Below are 17,112 nucleotides of genomic sequence, written 5' to 3' on the forward strand. Positions count from 1 at the left end.
CTGCGGCAGTTCGTGTGCCCCGGTCAGCCGGTGCAGAAAAATTTCAGCAAAGGGTATTGACAAATCTGTATGCTTGTATTATTATCATAGTACAATAAAACGAAAGGAGAGAGCTTATGCAATGGGAATTGCGGGGGGATCGTCCGATCTATCAACAGCTTGTGGAAAAGCTGACCGAGCAGATCGTCAGCGGACAGCTTGCGGCGGGTGAAAAGGTACCGCCGGTGCGCGAGCTGGCGGCTCAGGCGGGTGTCAACCCGAACACCATGCAGCGCGCGCTTGCGGAAATGGAGCGCGAGGGCCTGATGTTCACCAACCGCACGAGCGGACGCTATGTAACGGAGGACAGAGAAATGATTGGTAAGGTAAGAGAGCAAATCGCGGGAGAGCGCATCACGGAATTTCTGTCCGGCATGAGCCAGCTTGGTTTCACCGAGCAGGACATTGTGGCGCTTCTGGAGAAACGCAGTGGGGAGGAGAAGAACAATGGATAACAACGAACTGGTTATCTGTCAGGGTCTGACAAAAAACTACGGTAAAAAGACCGCGCTTAATAATCTGAATCTGACGCTCGGCCGCGGACAGTTTATCGGTCTGCTCGGCCCGAACGGCTCAGGCAAAACAACGACTATCAAGCTGCTGAACGGTCTGCTGCAGCCGACAAGCGGCTCGGTGCTCATTGACGGTCAGGCGCCGGGCACCTACACGCACAGCATCATCAGCTATCTGCCCGACAAAAACTATCTCAACGACGCGATGAAGGTCAACGACCTGATTTCGTTCTTTGCGGATTTTTACACGGATTTTGACCGCGTAAAGGCAACCGACATGCTGGATTCGCTGCAGATCGACCCGCTCAGCCGCCTGAAAACGCTCAGCAAGGGCAATCAGGAGAAGGTGCAGCTCATCCTCACCATGAGCCGCAAGGCGCAGCTGTATGTGCTCGATGAGCCGATCGCGGGTGTCGATCCGGCGGCGCGCGACTACATTCTGAGCACCATTCTCTCGAATTACAGCGAGGACGCGTCCGTTCTGCTGTCTACGCACCTCATCGCGGATGTGGAGCGCGTGCTCGACGAGGTTATCTTCCTCAAGGAAGGCGCGATGGTGCTGCACGATACGGTTGACCATATCCGCGAGGAACACGGAAAATCGGTTGACGCACTGTTCCGGGAGGTGTTTGCATGTTAAAGCTGCTGAAATATGAGTGGAAAGCCTGTGCGCGTATCTGTCTGCCGCTGTACGGCGTGCTGATCTTAATGTCGTTCGTCACACACCTGCTGTACAGTATCCCGCAGAACAGCACGTTCGGCTTTATGCTGCCGGCCATCAGCTCCATGCTGTATATGGGCGTGATGATGGCGGCATTTGTGGTAACGGCTGTCATCCTCATCCAGCGTTTTTACAAAAACCTGCTCGGCAGTGAGGGCTACCTCATGTTCACCCTGCCGGTGACGGTTTCGCAGCACCTGTTCAGCAAGACTATCATCGCGGTGGTTATGATCGCGCTGAGCGGCATCGCGGCGTTCCTCAGCATCGGCATTTTTGCCGATATGTCCTTCGGCACCCTGTTTATCGATATGATAAAGGGTGTGGCGCGGAGCGGCGGCCTGCTGTTCGTGCTGGAGCTGCTCGTGCTGGCGGTGCTCGGCATTGCGGGCATGGCGCTGTTCGTCTATATGTGCATGGCGCTCGGCCATCTGGCGGGCAAGCACCGCCTGCTGATGTCGGTCGTGTGGTACGTTGTTCTTTCTACCGCAGTGCAGGTTCTCCTGCTTCTGGTGATGATGGGCGGGGGCAATGTCATGCCGGAGGCGCTTGCCGATGCGATGGTACGCTGGCTTGACAGCACCATGCAGACCATCACGCCGATGGATGCGGCGCATCTCATGCTGCGGTTCTGCTGCGTATTCGAACTCATCAGCGATGCGGTGTATTTCCTTGTGACGCGCTGGATTCTCACGCACAAGCTCAATCTCGAATAACAGAAAAAGGATACACACTTGTGTATCCTTTTTCTCTTGCCTGAACGGTATATCTCTGGTATGATGGAGGTAGTAAAAGGGAGGTGTGTCCTGTGAAATGTCAGCACTGTGGTATCCATTTTGACGATGAGGAACGCGTATGTCCGATGTGCGGCGCACGCGCGGGCAGCAAGGGCCGCATGACGAGACCCGCGCCGAAATGGCGCGGCAAGCCGCGTGAGACCTATACCGAATATCATCCGACGATAGAGAACAGCAGCTCGGCGAAAACGGCGAAGAGCAAGTCGCGTCCTATCCAGGATAAGCCGAAGAAAAAACGCGCAAAGGGTGCGGTGATTGCGATAATTGTTATCGCTCTGCTGCAGTTTGTGCCGACGCTGATCGCGTTTGTGGTGGATGATCTGGTGCCGGAAATCGAGAGCAGCTTCGGAAATTCCCCCGCGCCGGATTACGATTCGGATTACAGCTATGCGGCGCAGGACCTCAGCAGCATTCTCGGCACGGACAGCGGCATGGTGATCGATAACAGCGACACCTTCCGTCTGCACTACGACCAGTCGAATGGTGAATGGGCGATTCTGTATACCTCGGCGGACGGCGGCACATTCAAGAGCACGGCCGACGCGTGGTGTCTGTACGACGACCCCGACGAGTATTACTATCCGGAGGCGTATCCGTCCGATCAGTACGATATGTACACGGTTGCGTTCACGCTGTACGATACCGAGGTGGTAGGGAGCCTGCCCGAGTGGTGTCAGTCGGTAGCCGATAGCGGCGATGATATTTGGCTGAATTTGTATGTCAGCAAAACCGATGATACGCTGCTCATCGAGGATATGGATGGCATCGGCCTGTTCGGCACGACAGACCCGGTTCCGTATTATCGGGCACAGAATATGTGATTTTGTAAAAAAGCGTGAAAAACAGCAGCCCCGGTTCTGTCACTTGACAAAACCGGGGCGCCGCGCTGTAATATAGCTGCAAACGGCGGCTCGCTGCACCGAGCCGCCGTTCCCAATAGCTGAAGTATTTGAGGAAATGCCGCTCCGGTCTACGGGGCGGTTTTTGTGTTTTACGGGAGAATTTTGTGCATATGCAAAAGAAAAGGGCAGACCCAATGAGTGAGATGATTCAGTGCCGGAGATGCGACCACAAATAAATTGAAATTGATGATGAAAAATGGAGAATTACCGCTTTCCGGTAATTCTCGCAATGGTTTCCGCCACGTTCTCCTGATGCACCTCGGCGGGCTTGAACCGCACGGCTGCAAAATTGAGGTTGATCAGCGGACCCAGTCCGACGGCGGAAATAATGGTGCCGACACCGACCGGACCGCCGAGAAAGAAGCCGATGACCGTTACGAGCACATCCACGACCGCGCGGCACGCGCCGGCCGACCGCCCGAACTTACGCGCGAGCGCGACCATCAGCGCGTCGCGGGGGCCGCTGCCGAGCGCGCTTTTCATGTACAGCCAGGTGCCGAGCGCAAGCAGCTCCAGACCGCCGATGAGCATGGCAATGCCGCTCACCAATCCGTGCATCTGCGGGATGAGGTGCGCCGCCTGAATCGCGTCGATTATGACCGCGCAGCCCGCAATGTTGATGATCGTGCCGAAGCCGAAGCTCTCGCCGAAGAGCACGGCCGTGAGGATGGCTGCCGCGCCTGCGATAGCGGACGCTGTGCCGTAGGTCATGCCGGTTCGCAGCGACATGCCCTGCTGCAGCACGCTCCACGGCTCGAGTCCGACATTCGCCTGCAGCATCATCGCAATGCCGATCGAACTGACCGCAACACCCAGGATCAGCCAGAACAACCGGCGCATGTAATTTTGAAACATGAGAGCATCCTCCTGCTATCAGACTAAAGCGAAGTAAAGTAAAACGGCAAAATCGGAAGAATTTCGCTCCGGTTTTGCCGTTTGAGTTTTGATCTTGTTATTCCGAAGCGGAATTGCTGTCGTCCTTTTTAATCTGGGAAAGATAGCGGTACACACTGGCCTGCGAGCAGTGCAGCGCGTCGGCCACATCCTTGACCGCGCCTTTCAGCAGGAAGATACCGCCGGTTTCAAGCGAAGCAATGATCTGCATGCGCTCGTCCGGTGTGAGACGGTCGGCGGTCACGCCGAGGCGGATGAGTTCGCGGCCGACCGCATCGCCTGCCACCGCGTCGATCGAGTTGTGGAAGCTCTCGGTCGTTGCCGGAACCGCTCGCGGGAATGGATCACCGGGTTCGGCCTGCTGCGGTGCAATATGGTCGTCGATAAAAATATCCGGATGACACAGCCGCAGCACGTTTTCGCTGGCGGCCAGATACCGGCTGTCGTCAAAGTTGATGCACAGCATGCCGACCAGCTTGCCGTTGTGCTTGATGAACATGGTGCTCGAGCGCAGCGTTTTACCCTCGGCAGAGAGGCCGCAGTAGTGCAGACGGTAATCCTGCGTTTCGTAGCTTTTGTCCATCAGGATTTTGAGCGCCACATTGGTAAGCGGTGCACCGATCTCCCGGCCGCTGATGTGATTGTTGGCGATGGCTACTATGGAGCGGTTTTTGTCGGTCATATCATGCAGAGCAACCTCATAATCCGGTCCAAGTGCCTGTCCGAGAAATTCTGTCAGCTTGATGTAGTGCTGCAACAGCGGATTAGCCATTTGCCCACCCCGTTTCAAAGAATTTTCTTTGCAGTGCCTTTGATTGCATGGCATTGCCTTTTTATTAGTTTACTCTAATATTATTATAGCTTAACAATGATAAGTTTGTCAAAAAATAAACGCAAATAATTTCTCACAACAAAAATAAAAAGTTATTATGCAAAATAACTAAAATGAGGATAAAGTGCATAAAAAACTTGTGAGAAACCAGTGAACCATACAAAACTTGTTAAAATAATTGACAAGGCGCAAAAACTATGTTAAATTTATATCAAGGAATGAGACACAGACTGATAAAAAATTACAAAACTGCAGAAAGAGGAATGCAAAGAGATGAGGAGTAGAGAAAGGGAGACTGCCATGAATTCTGATTTTCGAGACAAGCTCTCCAACGCCGCGACAGCGGTTGAGATCACCCTTGGCATGGTGATCCTGATCGCGTGCATTGTGTCCGGCATCGGCATGGTCGCCATGACCGATATGAACAAGCTGTTCGGTGATCCGGCGTATCTGCAGGCGCGCATGAGCTCGGCCTGCCTGATCATCATCGGTATTGAGCTGATCAAGATGATCACCAGCTACACCATCGACTCGGTGGTTGACGTTATGCTCCTCGCCATCGCGCGCCAGATGATCGTCGAGCATACCTCGCCGATCGAGAATCTGATCGCCGTGCTGTCGATCGGCATCCTGTTCGTGATCCGGAAGTATCTGTATATTTCGCGTCTGGACCGCCGCCGCAGCAAGAAGGAGATCGAGGAGGACATCCGCGCAGAGGTTCTCGGCGTGGAAAACCGTAACGAGCCGAAAAAGCCGGAACCGCCCGAGATTGGCTCATTGATTTGACATAAGGAAAATGCATATCACCTGAAAACCGCAGCGCCCGAGAGGGCGCTGCGGTTTTTTGTTGGAAAGGATGCAGATAAATTGTTTCATTTATTCACAATATCAGAAAAAGTTTATAGGCTTGAACCTGCGTTTCACTCACACTTTCGCTATGTTGGCAGGCTTGCAAGCGATTTGCTGCGATTCACATAACAGCGTAAATAGTACGCATACGATACCGATAAATCGTTTTCTGAATGATATTACTGCTGCTTACGTTGTAAATTTGCCTTACGCCCCAAACCGCATCTGCAGCCGCAGCCGGTCGGCAATCATCGAGATAAATTCGCTATTTGTCGGTTTTCCCTTGACGCCCGAGACCGTGTAGCCGAAGTAATTCTGCAGGGTTTCGATGTCACCGCGGTCCCACGCGACCTCGATCGCGTGCCGGATGGCGCGCTCCACGCGGGAGGAGGTCGTCTTGAACTTTTTAGCAATCGACGGGTACAGCACCTTGGTGATGGCGCTGACCGATTCGATATCCTCGACTGCCATCATGATGGCCTCGCGCAGATACTGGTAACCCTTGATGTGCGCCGGCACGCCCACCTGATGAATCACCTCGGTCACGCGGAGCTCAAGCGCCATGCTTTCCTCGGCCTTGACCGCGCGCAGCTGACCGGTCCGCCACAGGCGAAGCCGCTCGCAGACCGCCTGCGGCTCCATCGGCTTGCGCAGGAACAGATCCACGCCGAGCGCCGCGCATTCCGCGCCGATCTGCGGGCTTGCAAACGCCGAGAATACCATCACCGCCGGATGCGGTCCGTCCTGCTCGTGCAGGCGGCTGAGCACGCTCATGCCGTCCATCACCGGCAGCATCAGTTCAATGATAAGTACATCCGGCCGCAGCTCATTGACTGCGGAAAGCGCCTTTTCGCCGTTTTCCGCAATGCCGACCAGCTCAAAATCGTCCGCACTGTCCAGTACCGCCGACATACGCGCGCAAAATTCGGTGTCGTCGTCTGCAAGTAAAACTCTCATTTTCTCATCCATATGTCATAACCAGCTTTCCGATAAATTTCATCTCTTTTTCTTGGCAATAGATTACCATATACTACCATAACTTGCAAGACCTTTTGTAAAAATATGGACAGAAAATTGCAGACAGAATTCGACAAAATCTGTCGATTTACCCGAAACGACCGGTCAGACCGACCGCTTTTGTAATTTCTGCATATTTTCAAAATTCCCCGGAAATAGACAAAATACAAGCAAAACTGCGGTTTTCGACAACAAAACAGCGGTTATTAACTCAAAAGAAAGGGCGCACAATGTGCGCCCAAACGAAAGGTAACCCCATCACAAATTACGAACTGCTGATTCCTGATTGCTCATGAAAGCTAACTCGCTTTGAGCATTTTCTCCATCGAAATGCCATACCCTTCCATCGGATTATCGACCAGCACATGCGTTACCGCGCCGATCAGCTTGCCGTTCTGCAGGATCGGACTGCCGCTCATGCCCTGCACGATGCCGCCGGTTTTTTCCTCAAGCTGCGAATCGGTCACGCGGAGCATCATGCTGCGCCCGTATTCGTCGTTCGCCGGATAGAGCTTGACAATCTGGACAGAATAACGCTGCACGCTGTCGCCGTCCACGTTGGAGAGGATTTCCGCGTCACCGATTTTGATTTCATCTGCCGACGCGACCGGCACGCACTGCAGCTCGCTGTACAGCGAATCGTCCGTCATGGTGCCGAAAATGCCGCTTTCTGTGTTCTGCGCCACGGTTCCGAGCGATTTTTCAGTCGAAAATTCGCCCTGCAGCGAACCTGGTTCACCCGCCTTGCCGCGCTGCACGCTGCTCACCGTCGAGTGAATGATCGTGCCCTCCTGCAGCGGCAGCAGCACGCCGGTCTCGCTGTCGCAGATGCCGTGACCGAGCGAGCCGAACGCGCCGGTCTGCGGGTCAACGTAGGTCAGCGTGCCGATTCCTGCCAGACTGTCGCGCGCGAGCACGCCGATGCGGTACGCACCGGTTTTGTCCCTGCACGGTGTCACCGTGACGCTTTTCTCCGCGTCTCCGCGCTCGAGCGTCAGCTTGATCGGCTGTCCCGCCGAGAGCGCGACCTGCTTCTGCAGATCATCGTTCGAGTGCAGCGCGGTCTCACCGGCGCGGCACAGCACATCGCCCTCCTGCACGCCCGCCTCCTTCGCAGGGGAGTGCGTGCCGTCCGCGCCCTGCACCTCGGTCAGCTGCACGATGAGCACGCCCTCCGCCTGCATTTTGATGCCGACCGTGTGCCCGATCGGGATGACCTCGGCGATTTTTGCCGCCTGCGCGGAGACTGTCACCGCAAACAGCAGAAACAGGGCAAGCGCCGTGCGTTTTGCGTGATTTTTTTGCATTTTTTCACCTCCGCTATTACTATGCCGCACGGAGCATGAAAACAACGCTGAGAACCTTTTCTATTCTGCCGGACATTTGGCGGCGCGGAAATTCTCTGGGTACGGAAAGGTTTTCCGGGAACGCAAAACGGCAGTTTCTCTGCGAAAAATGAGAGAAACTGCCGCAATTAGCAATGATTTATTCTGCTTTTACAGGTGCACGATGACCGAGGAACGATGCTACCGCACGGGCAAGCACGCCGCCGACCGCACAGCCGACGATGATCTCGATCAGGCCCTGCACGCCGACCAGTGCAACCACGAAGGACAGCGGGTTAGCCACGCCGAGCGTTGCCACACGTTCCTGCACGAAGTCGGTCTTGTAGAACACCAGAACGATGTAACCCATGAAGAAAATGGTATTCAGCAGCGGCGCGGACATCGCACCGACGAAATAGCTCCAGCTCTTCTTGCGGTCCACGCGGCGCAGCACGCGGAACAGCAGGCCGACGCACCAGCCCATCAGTACGCGCATGACAACGCACAGAACGAAGGTGTTGATCGGGCTGATCTGGAAGAACATGCCGGTCATACCGCCGCCTGCAAGCGCATCCTTAAAGCTGACACAGCCGAATACGCCGCCGAGAATCGCACCGGCGGTCGGGCCCATGGTCATCGCGCCGACAGCGATCGGCACGGTCAGGAACGACATGTACAGCGGGCCGACCGGCACGCTGCCCAGACCCATCAGCTTCATCACGACCTCGATCGCCGCCAGCAGCGCCAGCTGCGCGAGATATCGTACGTTGGTAGTTTTGTTATTCATTTGTAATTCCTCCTGCTGCCGTCCTGCTTTGACAGGTACAGCGCAATACAAAAATTGTGGTGGTCAGCGATAGAAATTCGCTGCCAAATCTCTTTCAACCCCGATTTTTCTTCCAAATCAGGTGCAGACCATCGAGCACAAGGCTTTCATCGTACTCGAACGGGATACGCAGATAGGGAGTGACGAGCGGTGCAAGCTCTCCGGTAAGCACCACATAGGGCGTTTCTCCGAGCGCCTCCGCAAAGCGTTCGACCATGCCGTCCACGAGCGACGCGGCACCGTAAACCGCGCCGACGCGCATGGCATCGACCGTGTTCCGGGCGAGAATGCCCTCGTCCTTGGCGTCGATAGCGACCGCCGGAAGCTGCGCCGCCTGCTCGCGGAGCGCGAGCAGACTCAGCTGCACACCCGCCGTGATGGCCGAGCCGACCAGCGCACCGGACTGGTCGAGCGCGGTGAACGTGGTCGCGGTGCCGAGCGTAACCGCCACGCACGGCAGCTTTCCCTTGGCACGGGCGGCCACCGCAGCGGCTACGCGGTCCGAGCCGACCTGCCGCGGCTGCTCGGAGCGGATGTTGAGTCCGGTCTTGACGCCGCTTGATACCTCGATGACGTCGCAGATGCCGAGCAGGCGCAGCGCACCCTCGAGCACGCCGACCATGCTCGGAACGACCGAGCTGACAATACCGCCGTGGATGCGACGCACGTTCACGCCGTACAGCAAAAGCACCTGCTGCAGCTTGCAGGCGTAGTCATCGCGCGTCAGCTTGGGCTCGGTTGCGATGGAGGCAGAAAAAACCTGTCCGTCCTCCTCATAGCCGCCGAGCAAAACGCGGCTGTTTCCTGCGTTGACTGCAATCAGCATGGTGTGTCTCCTTTTCTGCATAGTTTACCACTATTATAAGACATTGAAAACCGTATTGCAAGGGGAGAGGCACACATTTCCGTCTTATTTCGGCAGCATGATCGGCGCGGCGAGCAGCGTCCACAGCACGGCGTATTTCGGGCAGATCTGCCCTTGAACATTGCCGAATTCGTGCGAGTAATCCCACACGCGCAGCCGGAAATGCCGGTTGACCGTGCAGCCGACCACATATTCCGCCGCCGTGATGCATGCCGCGCCGCACAGGCAGCGGGAGAGCGGGTTTTCCTCGTGTACGCGCCGCCGCAGCTGCCGCAGACCGACCAGAACCGCACCGCCGGTCAGCGCCATGGTCCAGTGGGTGCGTCCGCGCCAGAGAAGCTCAAGCGCGGCGTAACCGGCCGCGCCCAGCGCAAAGACTGCGGGAGTTTGCAGTTTCATTTTCATCACCGCATTTATTTTGCCCGGAATGGCTGGATTTACGCAAGGGTGGAGTAATTGAGAATGGAGAATGAGCGTGGAGATTTGGCATTTTCCATTCTCGATTTGGCATACGCGCAAAATAAAAAGGAGAGAGCACAGCGCGCTCTCCTTGAATACAGCAAAGGGATCAGTCCTCCCTTTTACCTTTTGTGTTGATATAAGCCTATCCGCCAATCCCTCCGTCGATTTGACGGAACTTTAAGCATTGGAAAAGGAGCAAGGTGGGTTTTAACCTTGCTCCTATCGGTCAGAATATGCTATTCAGTTCAACAAACTGGAATTTGTCTGATTAGCAATTATCTTTTGCAATTTATAACTGCATCAAAAAGAATACCAGTACACTCGAGAGTATTGTTACTGTCCCCATTATGATAAACATCATGGAAGTAAAACTTTTTGAAATTGGTCTATCAACATAGCACTTTTTAGGATTGTTTGGATTATAATAAACTGTCATCTTACTGTTGATAGGCCACAACTGCTCCGCAAATTGACGCAAATTTGCAATAGCTCCAGTTTTTACATGTAGCCATCCTTTTTCATCTTCATAGACTTCTGATTTCATCGGTACAGGTACTCCTGATAGTTGCGTTGTTATAATTCCTCGAAATTTTTTCTTTGCTTTATAACAAGTTCCATTCACAAAGTACTCAACGATTGGGTACACTCTTCCATTTCCAGGAAACCCATATTGTTTAACAATACCGTCTGTCTTTTTTGTACACAATTTATTCTGTCTTTTTACAATGATATTGAAAATAACTCCTAGTAGAACTAATATTACACCAAGACCTCCAACTGTCATCAATTCTAACCATGCAATTTGTATTTCAGCCATAGTTTCATCACCTCAAGTTCCGATTTTTATATTTGCTTATAAAATAGATGTCTGCTGTTTGCAATGTATATTTATAAGCTCATTTCCCATAAGTACACAATTCTGAAAAGGGAGAATTCTTTTGTATCATACAATATTTTTGTGCTTCTTTCGAGGCATGAAAAGATGCCGAAGTTGCCTTCGGCATCTTTTTGGTATCCAGTATCGGTTATGTGCGTGATTTAGTGAAATCACCGGAGTTATACCCCATCAACACAAAGGGTAAAAGGGACGATCAGTCCTCCAGCTTGACACGAGCCTCAAGGTATTTTCTCCGCTCCTCGAAACCCGATCTGCCCAGAAGTGCAAACATATTCTTCTTATAATCCTCAACACCCGGCTGATTGAACGGATTTACGCCGAGCAGGTAGCCCGAAATGCCGCAGGCCTTCTCGAAAAAGTAGACCAGATAGCCGAAATGCCAAGCATCCGTGCGGTCGATCTCAATGATGATATTCGGTGTGCCGCCGTCCATGTGGGCGATCAGCGTGCCCTCGTACGCTTTCTGGTTGACGTGCTGCACGGTCTGACCTGCCAGATAATTCAGGCCGTCGATGTCCTCTTCGGTATGCTCGATGGTAATCTCGGAGCGCGGTTCCTTGACCCACAGCACGGTCTCGAACATGATGCGCGAGCCGTCCTGAATGAACTGACCGATGGAATGAAGGTCGGTGGAGAAATTCGCTGAGGTGACGAACAGACCCTTATGGTCCTTGCCCTCGGACTCATCGAACAGCTGCTTGAGCCATTCGCCGAGCATGACGAGCGACGGCTCGTAGTTTACCATGATCTCCATGGATTTGCCCTTGAACAGCAGCAGATTACGCAGTGCCGCATAGCGCGCGCAGTCGTGCAAGGAGCCATGAGAATATTCCTCGCGGGAGGCCGCAGCGCCTGCCATCACCGCGTCAATGTCCAGACCGGCTGCAGCCATCGGCAGCAGACCGACTGGCGTGAGCACCGAGAAACGGCCGCCGATGTTATCCGGTACGACAAAGGTCTCGTAGCCCTCGTCATCCGCCAGCTTTTTGAGCGCGCCGCGCTCTTTATCGGTCGTGGCGAAGATGCGCTCCTTGGCGCCCTCGCGGCCGTAGCGCTGCTCGCACAGCTTTTTCAGCTCGCGGAAGGCGATGGCAGGCTCGGTGGTCGTGCCCGACTTCGAGATGACGTTGATGCAGAAGTCGCGGTCACCGATCATCTTGATAATGTCGTTCAAGTAGGACGACGAAATGTTGTTGCCGGCAAAGTAGACCTCCGGAATGCCCTCCGGGCGGGTCTGGTTGTAGAACTGACCGTTTACGAACTCGATGGCTGCCCGTGCCCCTAAATACGAGCCGCCGATGCCGATGACGATCAGCACATCGCAGATCTGCTGAATCTTCTTTGCCGCCTGCTTGATGCGCGCAAACTCGTCCCGGTCGTAATCCACCGGCAGATTCAGCCAGCCAAGAAAATCGTTTCCGGCGCCGGTGCCGTTCACGAGCGTGTCCTGCGCTGCCGCGACCTGCGCGGTGTAGTCCGCAATCTCGGCCTCGGTTCGGACAAATCGCCGGAGACCGGTCAGTTTCAGTTTAATTCCCATTACTGCATTTCCCCTTTTGTTATTTCCTCCAAGCCATTTGGCGGGATTTGCTCTCCCTCATGTATCTAAGTATAGCATACTGACGGAAAAAGGCAAGCATTTTGTTCAAACCTTACAAAAACTTTATCTGCTCGACTGTTTCTGACAGGTAATTTTGCATTATGCAAACCGAACAAAGCTAACCAAAAAGCCGACTCCAACAGTAGGGAGTCGGCAAAAATTGTTAGTAAATTGGAAAATTTGCGCAGATATCGCGTACATTTCGGCGGATATCGTTTGCCTTGTTGTCGAAATCGGTTGCGGCCTGCCAGATGAACTCGGCAATGCGGAGCATCTCCGGCGCACCGAAGCCGCGGGTGGTGACAGCGGGCGTGCCGATGCGCATGCCCGAGGTGACGAACGGACTTTCCGGGTCGTTCGGGATGGCATTCTTGTTGGCGGTGATGTATACCTCGTCCAGACGGCGCTGCAGCTCCTTGCCGGTCACGCCGGTCTTTCGCAGGTCGATGAGCATGAGGTGGTTGTCCGTGCCGCCCGCCACAAGGTCGAAGCCCTGCTTCTGGAGTGCGTCCGCGAGCACGCGGGCATTGGTGACAACATTCTGCTGATATGCCTTGAACTCCGGTTTGAGTGCCTCACCGAAGCAGACCGCCTTTGCGGCGATGACATGCTCGAGCGGGCCGCCCTGTGTGCCGGGGAAGATGGCCTTGTCAAATTTCTTCGCCAGCTCCTCATCGTTCGTCAGGATAACGCCGCCGCGCGGACCGCGCAGCGTCTTGTGCGTCGTGGTGGTGACGACATCTGCGTAGGGGACCGGGCTCTGGTGCAGACCGGCAGCCACCAGACCGGCAATGTGCGCCATGTCAACGAACAGGTACGCGCCGACCTCGTGTGCGATCTCGGCGAATTTTGCAAAGTTGATGGCGCGCGGATACGCGGACGCACCGGCGATGATCATTTTCGGCTGTTCCTTTTTTGCCAGCTCGCGGAGCGCATCATAATCAATGAGACCGTTCTCATCCACGCCGTAGGGCACGATGTTGTACAGCAGACCGGACTGATTGACCGGCGAACCGTGGGTCAGGTGGCCGCCGTTGTCCAGGCTCATGCCGAGCACGGTATCACCCGGTTTGCACAGCGCCTGATAGACCGCCATGTTCGCCTGTGCGCCCGAGTGCGGCTGCACGTTCGCGTATTTCGCGCCGAACAGCTGGCACACGCGGCGGATTGCGAGGTTTTCCACCTCATCAACGCATTCGCAGCCGCCGTAGTAGCGCTTGCACGGATAGCCTTCGGCGTACTTATTGGTCAGCACGCTGCCCATTGCCGCCATAACAGCCTCGCTGACTATATTTTCCGAGGCGATCAACTCAATGTTGCGCGCCTGTCGTTTGTATTCCGCTTCGATCATACGTCCGAGTTCGGGGTCGAACGCTGTCACGAAGTCCATTGCTTGACGAACCATGATACAGCCTCCTGCCGGATAAGAATTTACTATTATAATTTAACCACATTTTTCGCATGGAATCTATTGACAAACATCTGATTTTTGCGTTACCGCTTTAGCAGTTTATAGTGAAATTGTTACATTGTGCATTTTTGTGCAAACAGTTGCCCTTTTTTCGACGATATGCTACAATTATCGTAGGAAAACTTGTGGAGAGAGGATAACAAAATGACTAAGAAAGAACGTGCCGCCACCGTTACCGAGCTGTTGAAAACCGTCTATCCGGAGGCGGTCTGCGCCCTGCATTATACACACGATTATGAATTGCTGTTCGCCACCCGGCTTTCCGCGCAGTGCACGGACGCGCGCGTCAATATTGTGACAGAAAAATTATTCAAGCAGTTTCCGACCCTGCAGAGCTTCGCGGATGCGTCCGAGGAGGAGATTGCCGAGGCCATCAAGACCTGCGGCCTGTTCCGCACCAAAGCGCGCGACCTCAAGGCGTGCGCCATGATGCTCATCGCCAATTACGGCGGCAGGGTGCCGGATACTATGGAGGAGCTGCTCAAGCTGCCGGGCGTCGGCCGCAAGACCGCCAACCTCATCCTCGGGGATATTTTCGGCAAACCCGCCATTGTGTGCGATACGCACTGCATCCGTTTGTCCAACCGGCTGGGCTTCGTCAAGAACGAGAAGGACCCGGTCAAGGTGGAGAACGCCCTGAGAAAGCTGCTCGACCCGGCAGAGTCGTCCGATTTCTGCCACCGGCTGGTGCTGTTCGGCCGCGAGCACTGCACCGCCCGCAGCCCGAAGTGCGAGGGCTGTCCGCTCGGTGCGGTGTGCCCGTCGTATCCCATTGCGAAATAACATAGAGAAAAAGTGGAATTTGCGAAAAAACACAGAAAATCCACTTGGCAAATTTTCATCGTAGGAATATACTGATTTCAGAAAAAGCAAAACCGCAGAACAAGAGTGAGTAAGAGCGAGACCGCGCTTTCAGAGAGCTTTCCGGTGGTGTGAGGAGAGCAGCAGAGGACGTTACTGAATGGACTTGTGAGGGCAGCCTCAAATCCGCAGGGAGAGTATGGCTGACGGGATTCCCACCGTTATCATGGGAGCGTGTGTGTTTGCACACGACAGAGTGGACGTTTTTGTACGTCAATTTGGGTGGTACCGCAGAAGTAACAGGCTTTTGTCCCATGATACGTTTGTATCGTGAGACAAAAGCCTTTTTTTATTGTGTCTGTTCGGAACGAACAGACACTCGATTGAAACCACGCTTTCGATCGAATCCCGAAGAAAAACCGCGTCCTTCGGACACATTTTTTCTTCCCTTGTATAAAAAGGCAGGCGCTATTCTTGCGCGACTTCTCGGTCGCGCTGCGCGTACACGCCCTGCCTTTTTATGAATTTGCTCCGCAAATTCTATTAAATGCGTGCTGCCACACGAACCCAAGAAATAAAACACGGTTTATGATTACCGCCGATGTTTTGCTGAAATATGGAGGAAAACACAATGATTACCCCAAGCTGTGATGAGATTTTAGAACTCGCGAAGGAGTATACGACCATTCCGGTCTGCCGCGAGATCTACGCCGATATGACAACGCCGATTTCGCTGCTGCGCCGCCTGCAGACCCGTTCCGACCGCTTTTTCCTGCTGGAGAGCGTGGAGGGCGGCGAAAAATGGGCGCGCTACTCCTTCCTCGGCTATGACCCCATCCTCCGTGCGACCTGCAAAAACGGAACGGTAACGCTCGAGGGTACGGTCAACAAGACGGTCAAGACCGACAAGCCGCTCACCGTGCTCCGCGGCTTGAGGGGCAGCCGCCGTTCACGGGCGGTTTCGTCGGCTGCTTCGCGTATGCCATGCTCGGCTACGCGGAGCCGACGCTCAAAATCAAGCGCGGCGCATGGGACGATTTCGACCTGATGCTGTTCGACAAGGTCATTGCCTATGACCACCTCAAGCAGAAGATCGTGCTCATCGTCAACATGAAGACCGACAGCGTGATGGAGAATTACGGCAAGGCGTGTGCGGCACTCGAGGGCATGGCGGCGCTGATCAACGACCAGACCCCGCTTCCGCCGCTCAAGGCAACCGGCAGGCCGAGCTTCACCTGCAACGTCACCGAGGCGCAGTACGCCGACATCGTGAGAAAACCCGCGAATACATCTTTGACGGCGATATCTTTCAGGCGGTGCAGTCGCGTCAGTTCTCCAGTCCGTATGCGGACAGCCTGCTGAGCGCGTACCGCGTGCTCCGCACCACCAACCCCTCGCCGTACATGGTGTTCCTTTCCATTGATGGGGACGAGGTCATGTGTTCCTCTCCGGAAACGCTCGTCCGACTGGATAACGGCCGCCTGACCACCTTTCCGGTTGCAGGCTCCCGTCCGCGCGGCAAAACGCCGGAGGAGGATAAGGCGCTCGAGAACGAGCTTCTTGCGGACGAAAAGGAGCTTTCCGAGCACAATATGCTGGTCGATCTCGGCAGAAATGACCTCGGCCGCGTGTCCAAGATCGGCACGGTCGAAGTCATCGATTACATGATGATCCACCGCTATTCCAAGATCATGCACATTTGTTCGCAGGTCGAGGGCGACATTGACGAAAAGTACGACGCCTGCGACGCCATCGAAGCGGTGCTTCCGGCGGGAACGCTGTCCGGCGCACCCAAGATCCGCGCCTGCGAAATTATCGAGGAGCAGGAGAGCGAGCCGCGCGGCGTATACGGCGGCGCACTCGGCTATCTGGATTTCACCGGCAATATGGATACCTGCATCGCCATCCGCATGGCTGCCAAGAAGAACGGCACAGTCACCGTGCAGGCGGGCGGTGGCATCGTCGCGGATTCCGTGCCGCATAACGAGTATATGGAAAGCGCAAACAAGGCAAAGGCAGTTATGAACGCCATCGAGCGTGCATCGGAGGTAGACGGATAATGATTCTCCTGATCGACAATTACGATTCTTTTTCCTATACCCTGTTCCAGCAGGCGGCGGCCATCGAGCCGGAAATCAAGGTAGTCCGCAATGATGCGCTCACCGTCAGCGAAATCGAGGGACTGAATCCCTCACACATCATTCTTTCTCCGGGGCCCGGCTATATGAAAAACTTTCTGTCTATGTAAAGTTTGACCAGAACCGTAGGGCGGGCTGCCCTACGGAGAAGATATCAATTAGTAAT

The 17,112-nt window shown here is 54.6% G+C and carries 17 protein-coding genes, 2 pseudogenes and 1 other annotated feature; of the genes and pseudogenes, 9 read left to right on the forward strand and 10 right to left on the reverse strand.

Annotation, left to right across the window (positions count from 1 at the left end):
* The first annotated feature begins 116 nt into the window (after positions 1-116).
* The 4 genes from PGY33_RS03090 to PGY33_RS03105 all read left to right on the forward strand — a co-directional run bounded on the left by PGY33_RS03090 (position 117) and on the right by PGY33_RS03105 (position 2,887).
* Positions 117-494: a GntR family transcriptional regulator gene (locus tag PGY33_RS03090; protein WP_117492165.1), complete on the forward strand. Its 378-nt coding sequence runs from the start codon at positions 117-119 to the stop codon at positions 492-494.
* Positions 487-1,191 carry an ABC transporter ATP-binding protein gene (locus PGY33_RS03095; RefSeq protein WP_110435051.1) on the forward strand — a complete coding sequence of 235 codons (705 nt, stop codon included), beginning with the start codon at positions 487-489 and terminating at the stop codon, positions 1,189-1,191. Before PGY33_RS03090 ends, PGY33_RS03095 begins: the two co-directional genes overlap by 8 nt.
* Positions 1,185-1,985, forward strand: a complete 801-nt coding sequence (locus PGY33_RS03100; protein WP_118478514.1) for a hypothetical protein — start codon at positions 1,185-1,187, stop codon at positions 1,983-1,985. Before PGY33_RS03095 ends, PGY33_RS03100 begins: the two co-directional genes overlap by 7 nt.
* A gap of 92 nt (positions 1,986-2,077) precedes the next feature.
* The gene (locus PGY33_RS03105) at positions 2,078-2,887 is read left to right on the forward strand and encodes a zinc ribbon domain-containing protein (RefSeq protein ID WP_118478516.1); all 810 of its coding nucleotides are present in this window, start codon (positions 2,078-2,080) and stop codon (positions 2,885-2,887) included.
* A 285-nt stretch (positions 2,888-3,172) separates the two neighbouring features.
* Here PGY33_RS03105 and PGY33_RS03110 read toward each other — a convergent pair whose 3' ends face one another.
* Both PGY33_RS03110 and PGY33_RS03115 read right to left on the reverse strand, forming a co-directional pair.
* Complete coding sequence (locus tag PGY33_RS03110; protein ID WP_270477315.1) at positions 3,173-3,823, reverse strand: YczE/YyaS/YitT family protein; 651 nt, start codon at positions 3,821-3,823, stop codon at positions 3,173-3,175.
* Between the two features lie 97 nt (positions 3,824-3,920).
* Complete coding sequence (locus PGY33_RS03115; RefSeq protein WP_118668021.1) at positions 3,921-4,634, reverse strand: helix-turn-helix transcriptional regulator; 714 nt, start codon at positions 4,632-4,634, stop codon at positions 3,921-3,923.
* Positions 4,635-4,994: 360 nt separating this feature from the next.
* Here PGY33_RS03115 and PGY33_RS03120 point away from each other — a divergent pair, with 360 nt between their 5' ends.
* Complete coding sequence (locus tag PGY33_RS03120; RefSeq protein WP_110435046.1) at positions 4,995-5,480, forward strand: phosphate-starvation-inducible PsiE family protein; 486 nt, start codon at positions 4,995-4,997, stop codon at positions 5,478-5,480.
* A gap of 270 nt (positions 5,481-5,750) precedes the next feature.
* Here PGY33_RS03120 and spo0A read toward each other — a convergent pair whose 3' ends face one another.
* The 8 genes from spo0A to glyA all read right to left on the reverse strand — a co-directional run bounded on the left by spo0A (position 5,751) and on the right by glyA (position 13,941).
* Positions 5,751-6,500: a sporulation transcription factor Spo0A gene (gene spo0A / locus PGY33_RS03125; RefSeq protein WP_242994956.1), complete on the reverse strand. Its 750-nt coding sequence runs from the start codon at positions 6,498-6,500 to the stop codon at positions 5,751-5,753.
* A gap of 359 nt (positions 6,501-6,859) precedes the next feature.
* Positions 6,860-7,867 (reverse strand): SpoIVB peptidase, encoded by a 1,008-nt coding sequence (gene spoIVB, locus PGY33_RS03130; RefSeq protein ID WP_270477318.1) that lies wholly within the window; start codon positions 7,865-7,867, stop codon positions 6,860-6,862.
* Positions 7,868-8,045: 178 nt separating this feature from the next.
* Positions 8,046-8,672 carry an ECF transporter S component gene (locus PGY33_RS03135; protein WP_270477319.1) on the reverse strand — a complete coding sequence of 209 codons (627 nt, stop codon included), beginning with the start codon at positions 8,670-8,672 and terminating at the stop codon, positions 8,046-8,048.
* A 94-nt stretch (positions 8,673-8,766) separates the two neighbouring features.
* Positions 8,767-9,537 (reverse strand): type III pantothenate kinase, encoded by a 771-nt coding sequence (locus PGY33_RS03140; protein ID WP_158580219.1) that lies wholly within the window; start codon positions 9,535-9,537, stop codon positions 8,767-8,769.
* An 84-nt stretch (positions 9,538-9,621) separates the two neighbouring features.
* Positions 9,622-9,975: a putative ABC transporter permease gene (locus PGY33_RS03145; protein WP_243022773.1), complete on the reverse strand. Its 354-nt coding sequence runs from the start codon at positions 9,973-9,975 to the stop codon at positions 9,622-9,624.
* A gap of 352 nt (positions 9,976-10,327) precedes the next feature.
* A complete protein-coding gene (locus PGY33_RS03150; RefSeq protein WP_117492149.1) occupies positions 10,328-10,855 on the reverse strand; it encodes a DUF3592 domain-containing protein in 528 nt (175 codons plus the stop codon).
* Positions 10,856-11,129: 274 nt separating this feature from the next.
* The gene (locus tag PGY33_RS03155) at positions 11,130-12,476 is read right to left on the reverse strand and encodes a glucose-6-phosphate isomerase (RefSeq protein WP_118478532.1); all 1,347 of its coding nucleotides are present in this window, start codon (positions 12,474-12,476) and stop codon (positions 11,130-11,132) included.
* Positions 12,477-12,699: 223 nt separating this feature from the next.
* On the reverse strand, positions 12,700-13,941 hold the full coding sequence (gene glyA / locus PGY33_RS03160; RefSeq protein WP_118478534.1) for a serine hydroxymethyltransferase: 1,242 nt from the start codon (positions 13,939-13,941) through the stop codon (positions 12,700-12,702).
* Between the two features lie 210 nt (positions 13,942-14,151).
* Here glyA and nth point away from each other — a divergent pair, with 210 nt between their 5' ends.
* The 4 genes and pseudogenes from nth to PGY33_RS03175 all read left to right on the forward strand — a co-directional run.
* The gene (gene nth / locus PGY33_RS03165) at positions 14,152-14,790 is read left to right on the forward strand and encodes an endonuclease III (RefSeq protein ID WP_117492143.1); all 639 of its coding nucleotides are present in this window, start codon (positions 14,152-14,154) and stop codon (positions 14,788-14,790) included.
* A gap of 86 nt (positions 14,791-14,876) precedes the next feature.
* Positions 14,877-15,126, forward strand: a binding site (T-box leader).
* Between the two features lie 397 nt (positions 15,127-15,523).
* A pseudogene (locus PGY33_RS14440) lies at positions 15,524-16,170 on the forward strand (hypothetical protein).
* Entirely contained in the window at positions 16,125-16,868 is a 744-nt protein-coding gene (locus tag PGY33_RS14445; protein WP_442861210.1) for an anthranilate synthase component I family protein, read from the forward strand. Before PGY33_RS14440 ends, PGY33_RS14445 begins: the two are co-directional and overlap by 46 nt.
* Positions 16,868-17,029 (forward strand): annotated as a pseudogene (locus PGY33_RS03175) (glutamine amidotransferase-related protein); the annotation flags it as partial. The gene PGY33_RS14445 and the pseudogene PGY33_RS03175, both read left to right, overlap by 1 nt.
* Between the last annotated feature and the right edge of the window lie 83 nt (positions 17,030-17,112).

Source organism: Butyricicoccus sp. AF18-9LB, from assembly GCF_027684505.1.
Classification (GTDB): Bacteria; Bacillota; Clostridia; order Oscillospirales; family Butyricicoccaceae; genus Agathobaculum; species Agathobaculum butyriciproducens.

Excerpts from the sequence above, each read along its gene's own strand:
- PGY33_RS03150 (WP_117492149.1), bottom strand. The coding sequence starts at position 10,855 with ATGGCTGAAATACAAATTGCATGGTTAGAATTGATGACAGTTGGAGGT.
- spoIVB (WP_270477318.1), bottom strand. The coding sequence starts at position 7,867 with ATGCAAAAAAATCACGCAAAACGCACGGCGCTTGCCCTGTTTCTGCTG.
- PGY33_RS03135 (WP_270477319.1), bottom strand. The coding sequence starts at position 8,672 with ATGAATAACAAAACTACCAACGTACGATATCTCGCGCAGCTGGCGCTG.
- PGY33_RS03090 (WP_117492165.1), top strand. The coding sequence starts at position 117 with ATGCAATGGGAATTGCGGGGGGATCGTCCGATCTATCAACAGCTTGTG.
- nth (WP_117492143.1), top strand. The coding sequence starts at position 14,152 with ATGACTAAGAAAGAACGTGCCGCCACCGTTACCGAGCTGTTGAAAACC.
- glyA (WP_118478534.1), bottom strand. The coding sequence starts at position 13,941 with ATGGTTCGTCAAGCAATGGACTTCGTGACAGCGTTCGACCCCGAACTC.
- PGY33_RS03110 (WP_270477315.1), bottom strand. The coding sequence starts at position 3,823 with ATGTTTCAAAATTACATGCGCCGGTTGTTCTGGCTGATCCTGGGTGTT.
- PGY33_RS03095 (WP_110435051.1), top strand. The coding sequence starts at position 487 with ATGGATAACAACGAACTGGTTATCTGTCAGGGTCTGACAAAAAACTAC.
- PGY33_RS03140 (WP_158580219.1), bottom strand. The coding sequence starts at position 9,537 with ATGCTGATTGCAGTCAACGCAGGAAACAGCCGCGTTTTGCTCGGCGGC.
- spo0A (WP_242994956.1), bottom strand. The coding sequence starts at position 6,500 with ATGAGAGTTTTACTTGCAGACGACGACACCGAATTTTGCGCGCGTATG.
- PGY33_RS03155 (WP_118478532.1), bottom strand. The coding sequence starts at position 12,476 with ATGGGAATTAAACTGAAACTGACCGGTCTCCGGCGATTTGTCCGAACC.
- PGY33_RS03100 (WP_118478514.1), top strand. The coding sequence starts at position 1,185 with ATGTTAAAGCTGCTGAAATATGAGTGGAAAGCCTGTGCGCGTATCTGT.
- PGY33_RS03145 (WP_243022773.1), bottom strand. The coding sequence starts at position 9,975 with ATGAAACTGCAAACTCCCGCAGTCTTTGCGCTGGGCGCGGCCGGTTAC.
- PGY33_RS03115 (WP_118668021.1), bottom strand. The coding sequence starts at position 4,634 with ATGGCTAATCCGCTGTTGCAGCACTACATCAAGCTGACAGAATTTCTC.
- PGY33_RS03120 (WP_110435046.1), top strand. The coding sequence starts at position 4,995 with ATGAATTCTGATTTTCGAGACAAGCTCTCCAACGCCGCGACAGCGGTT.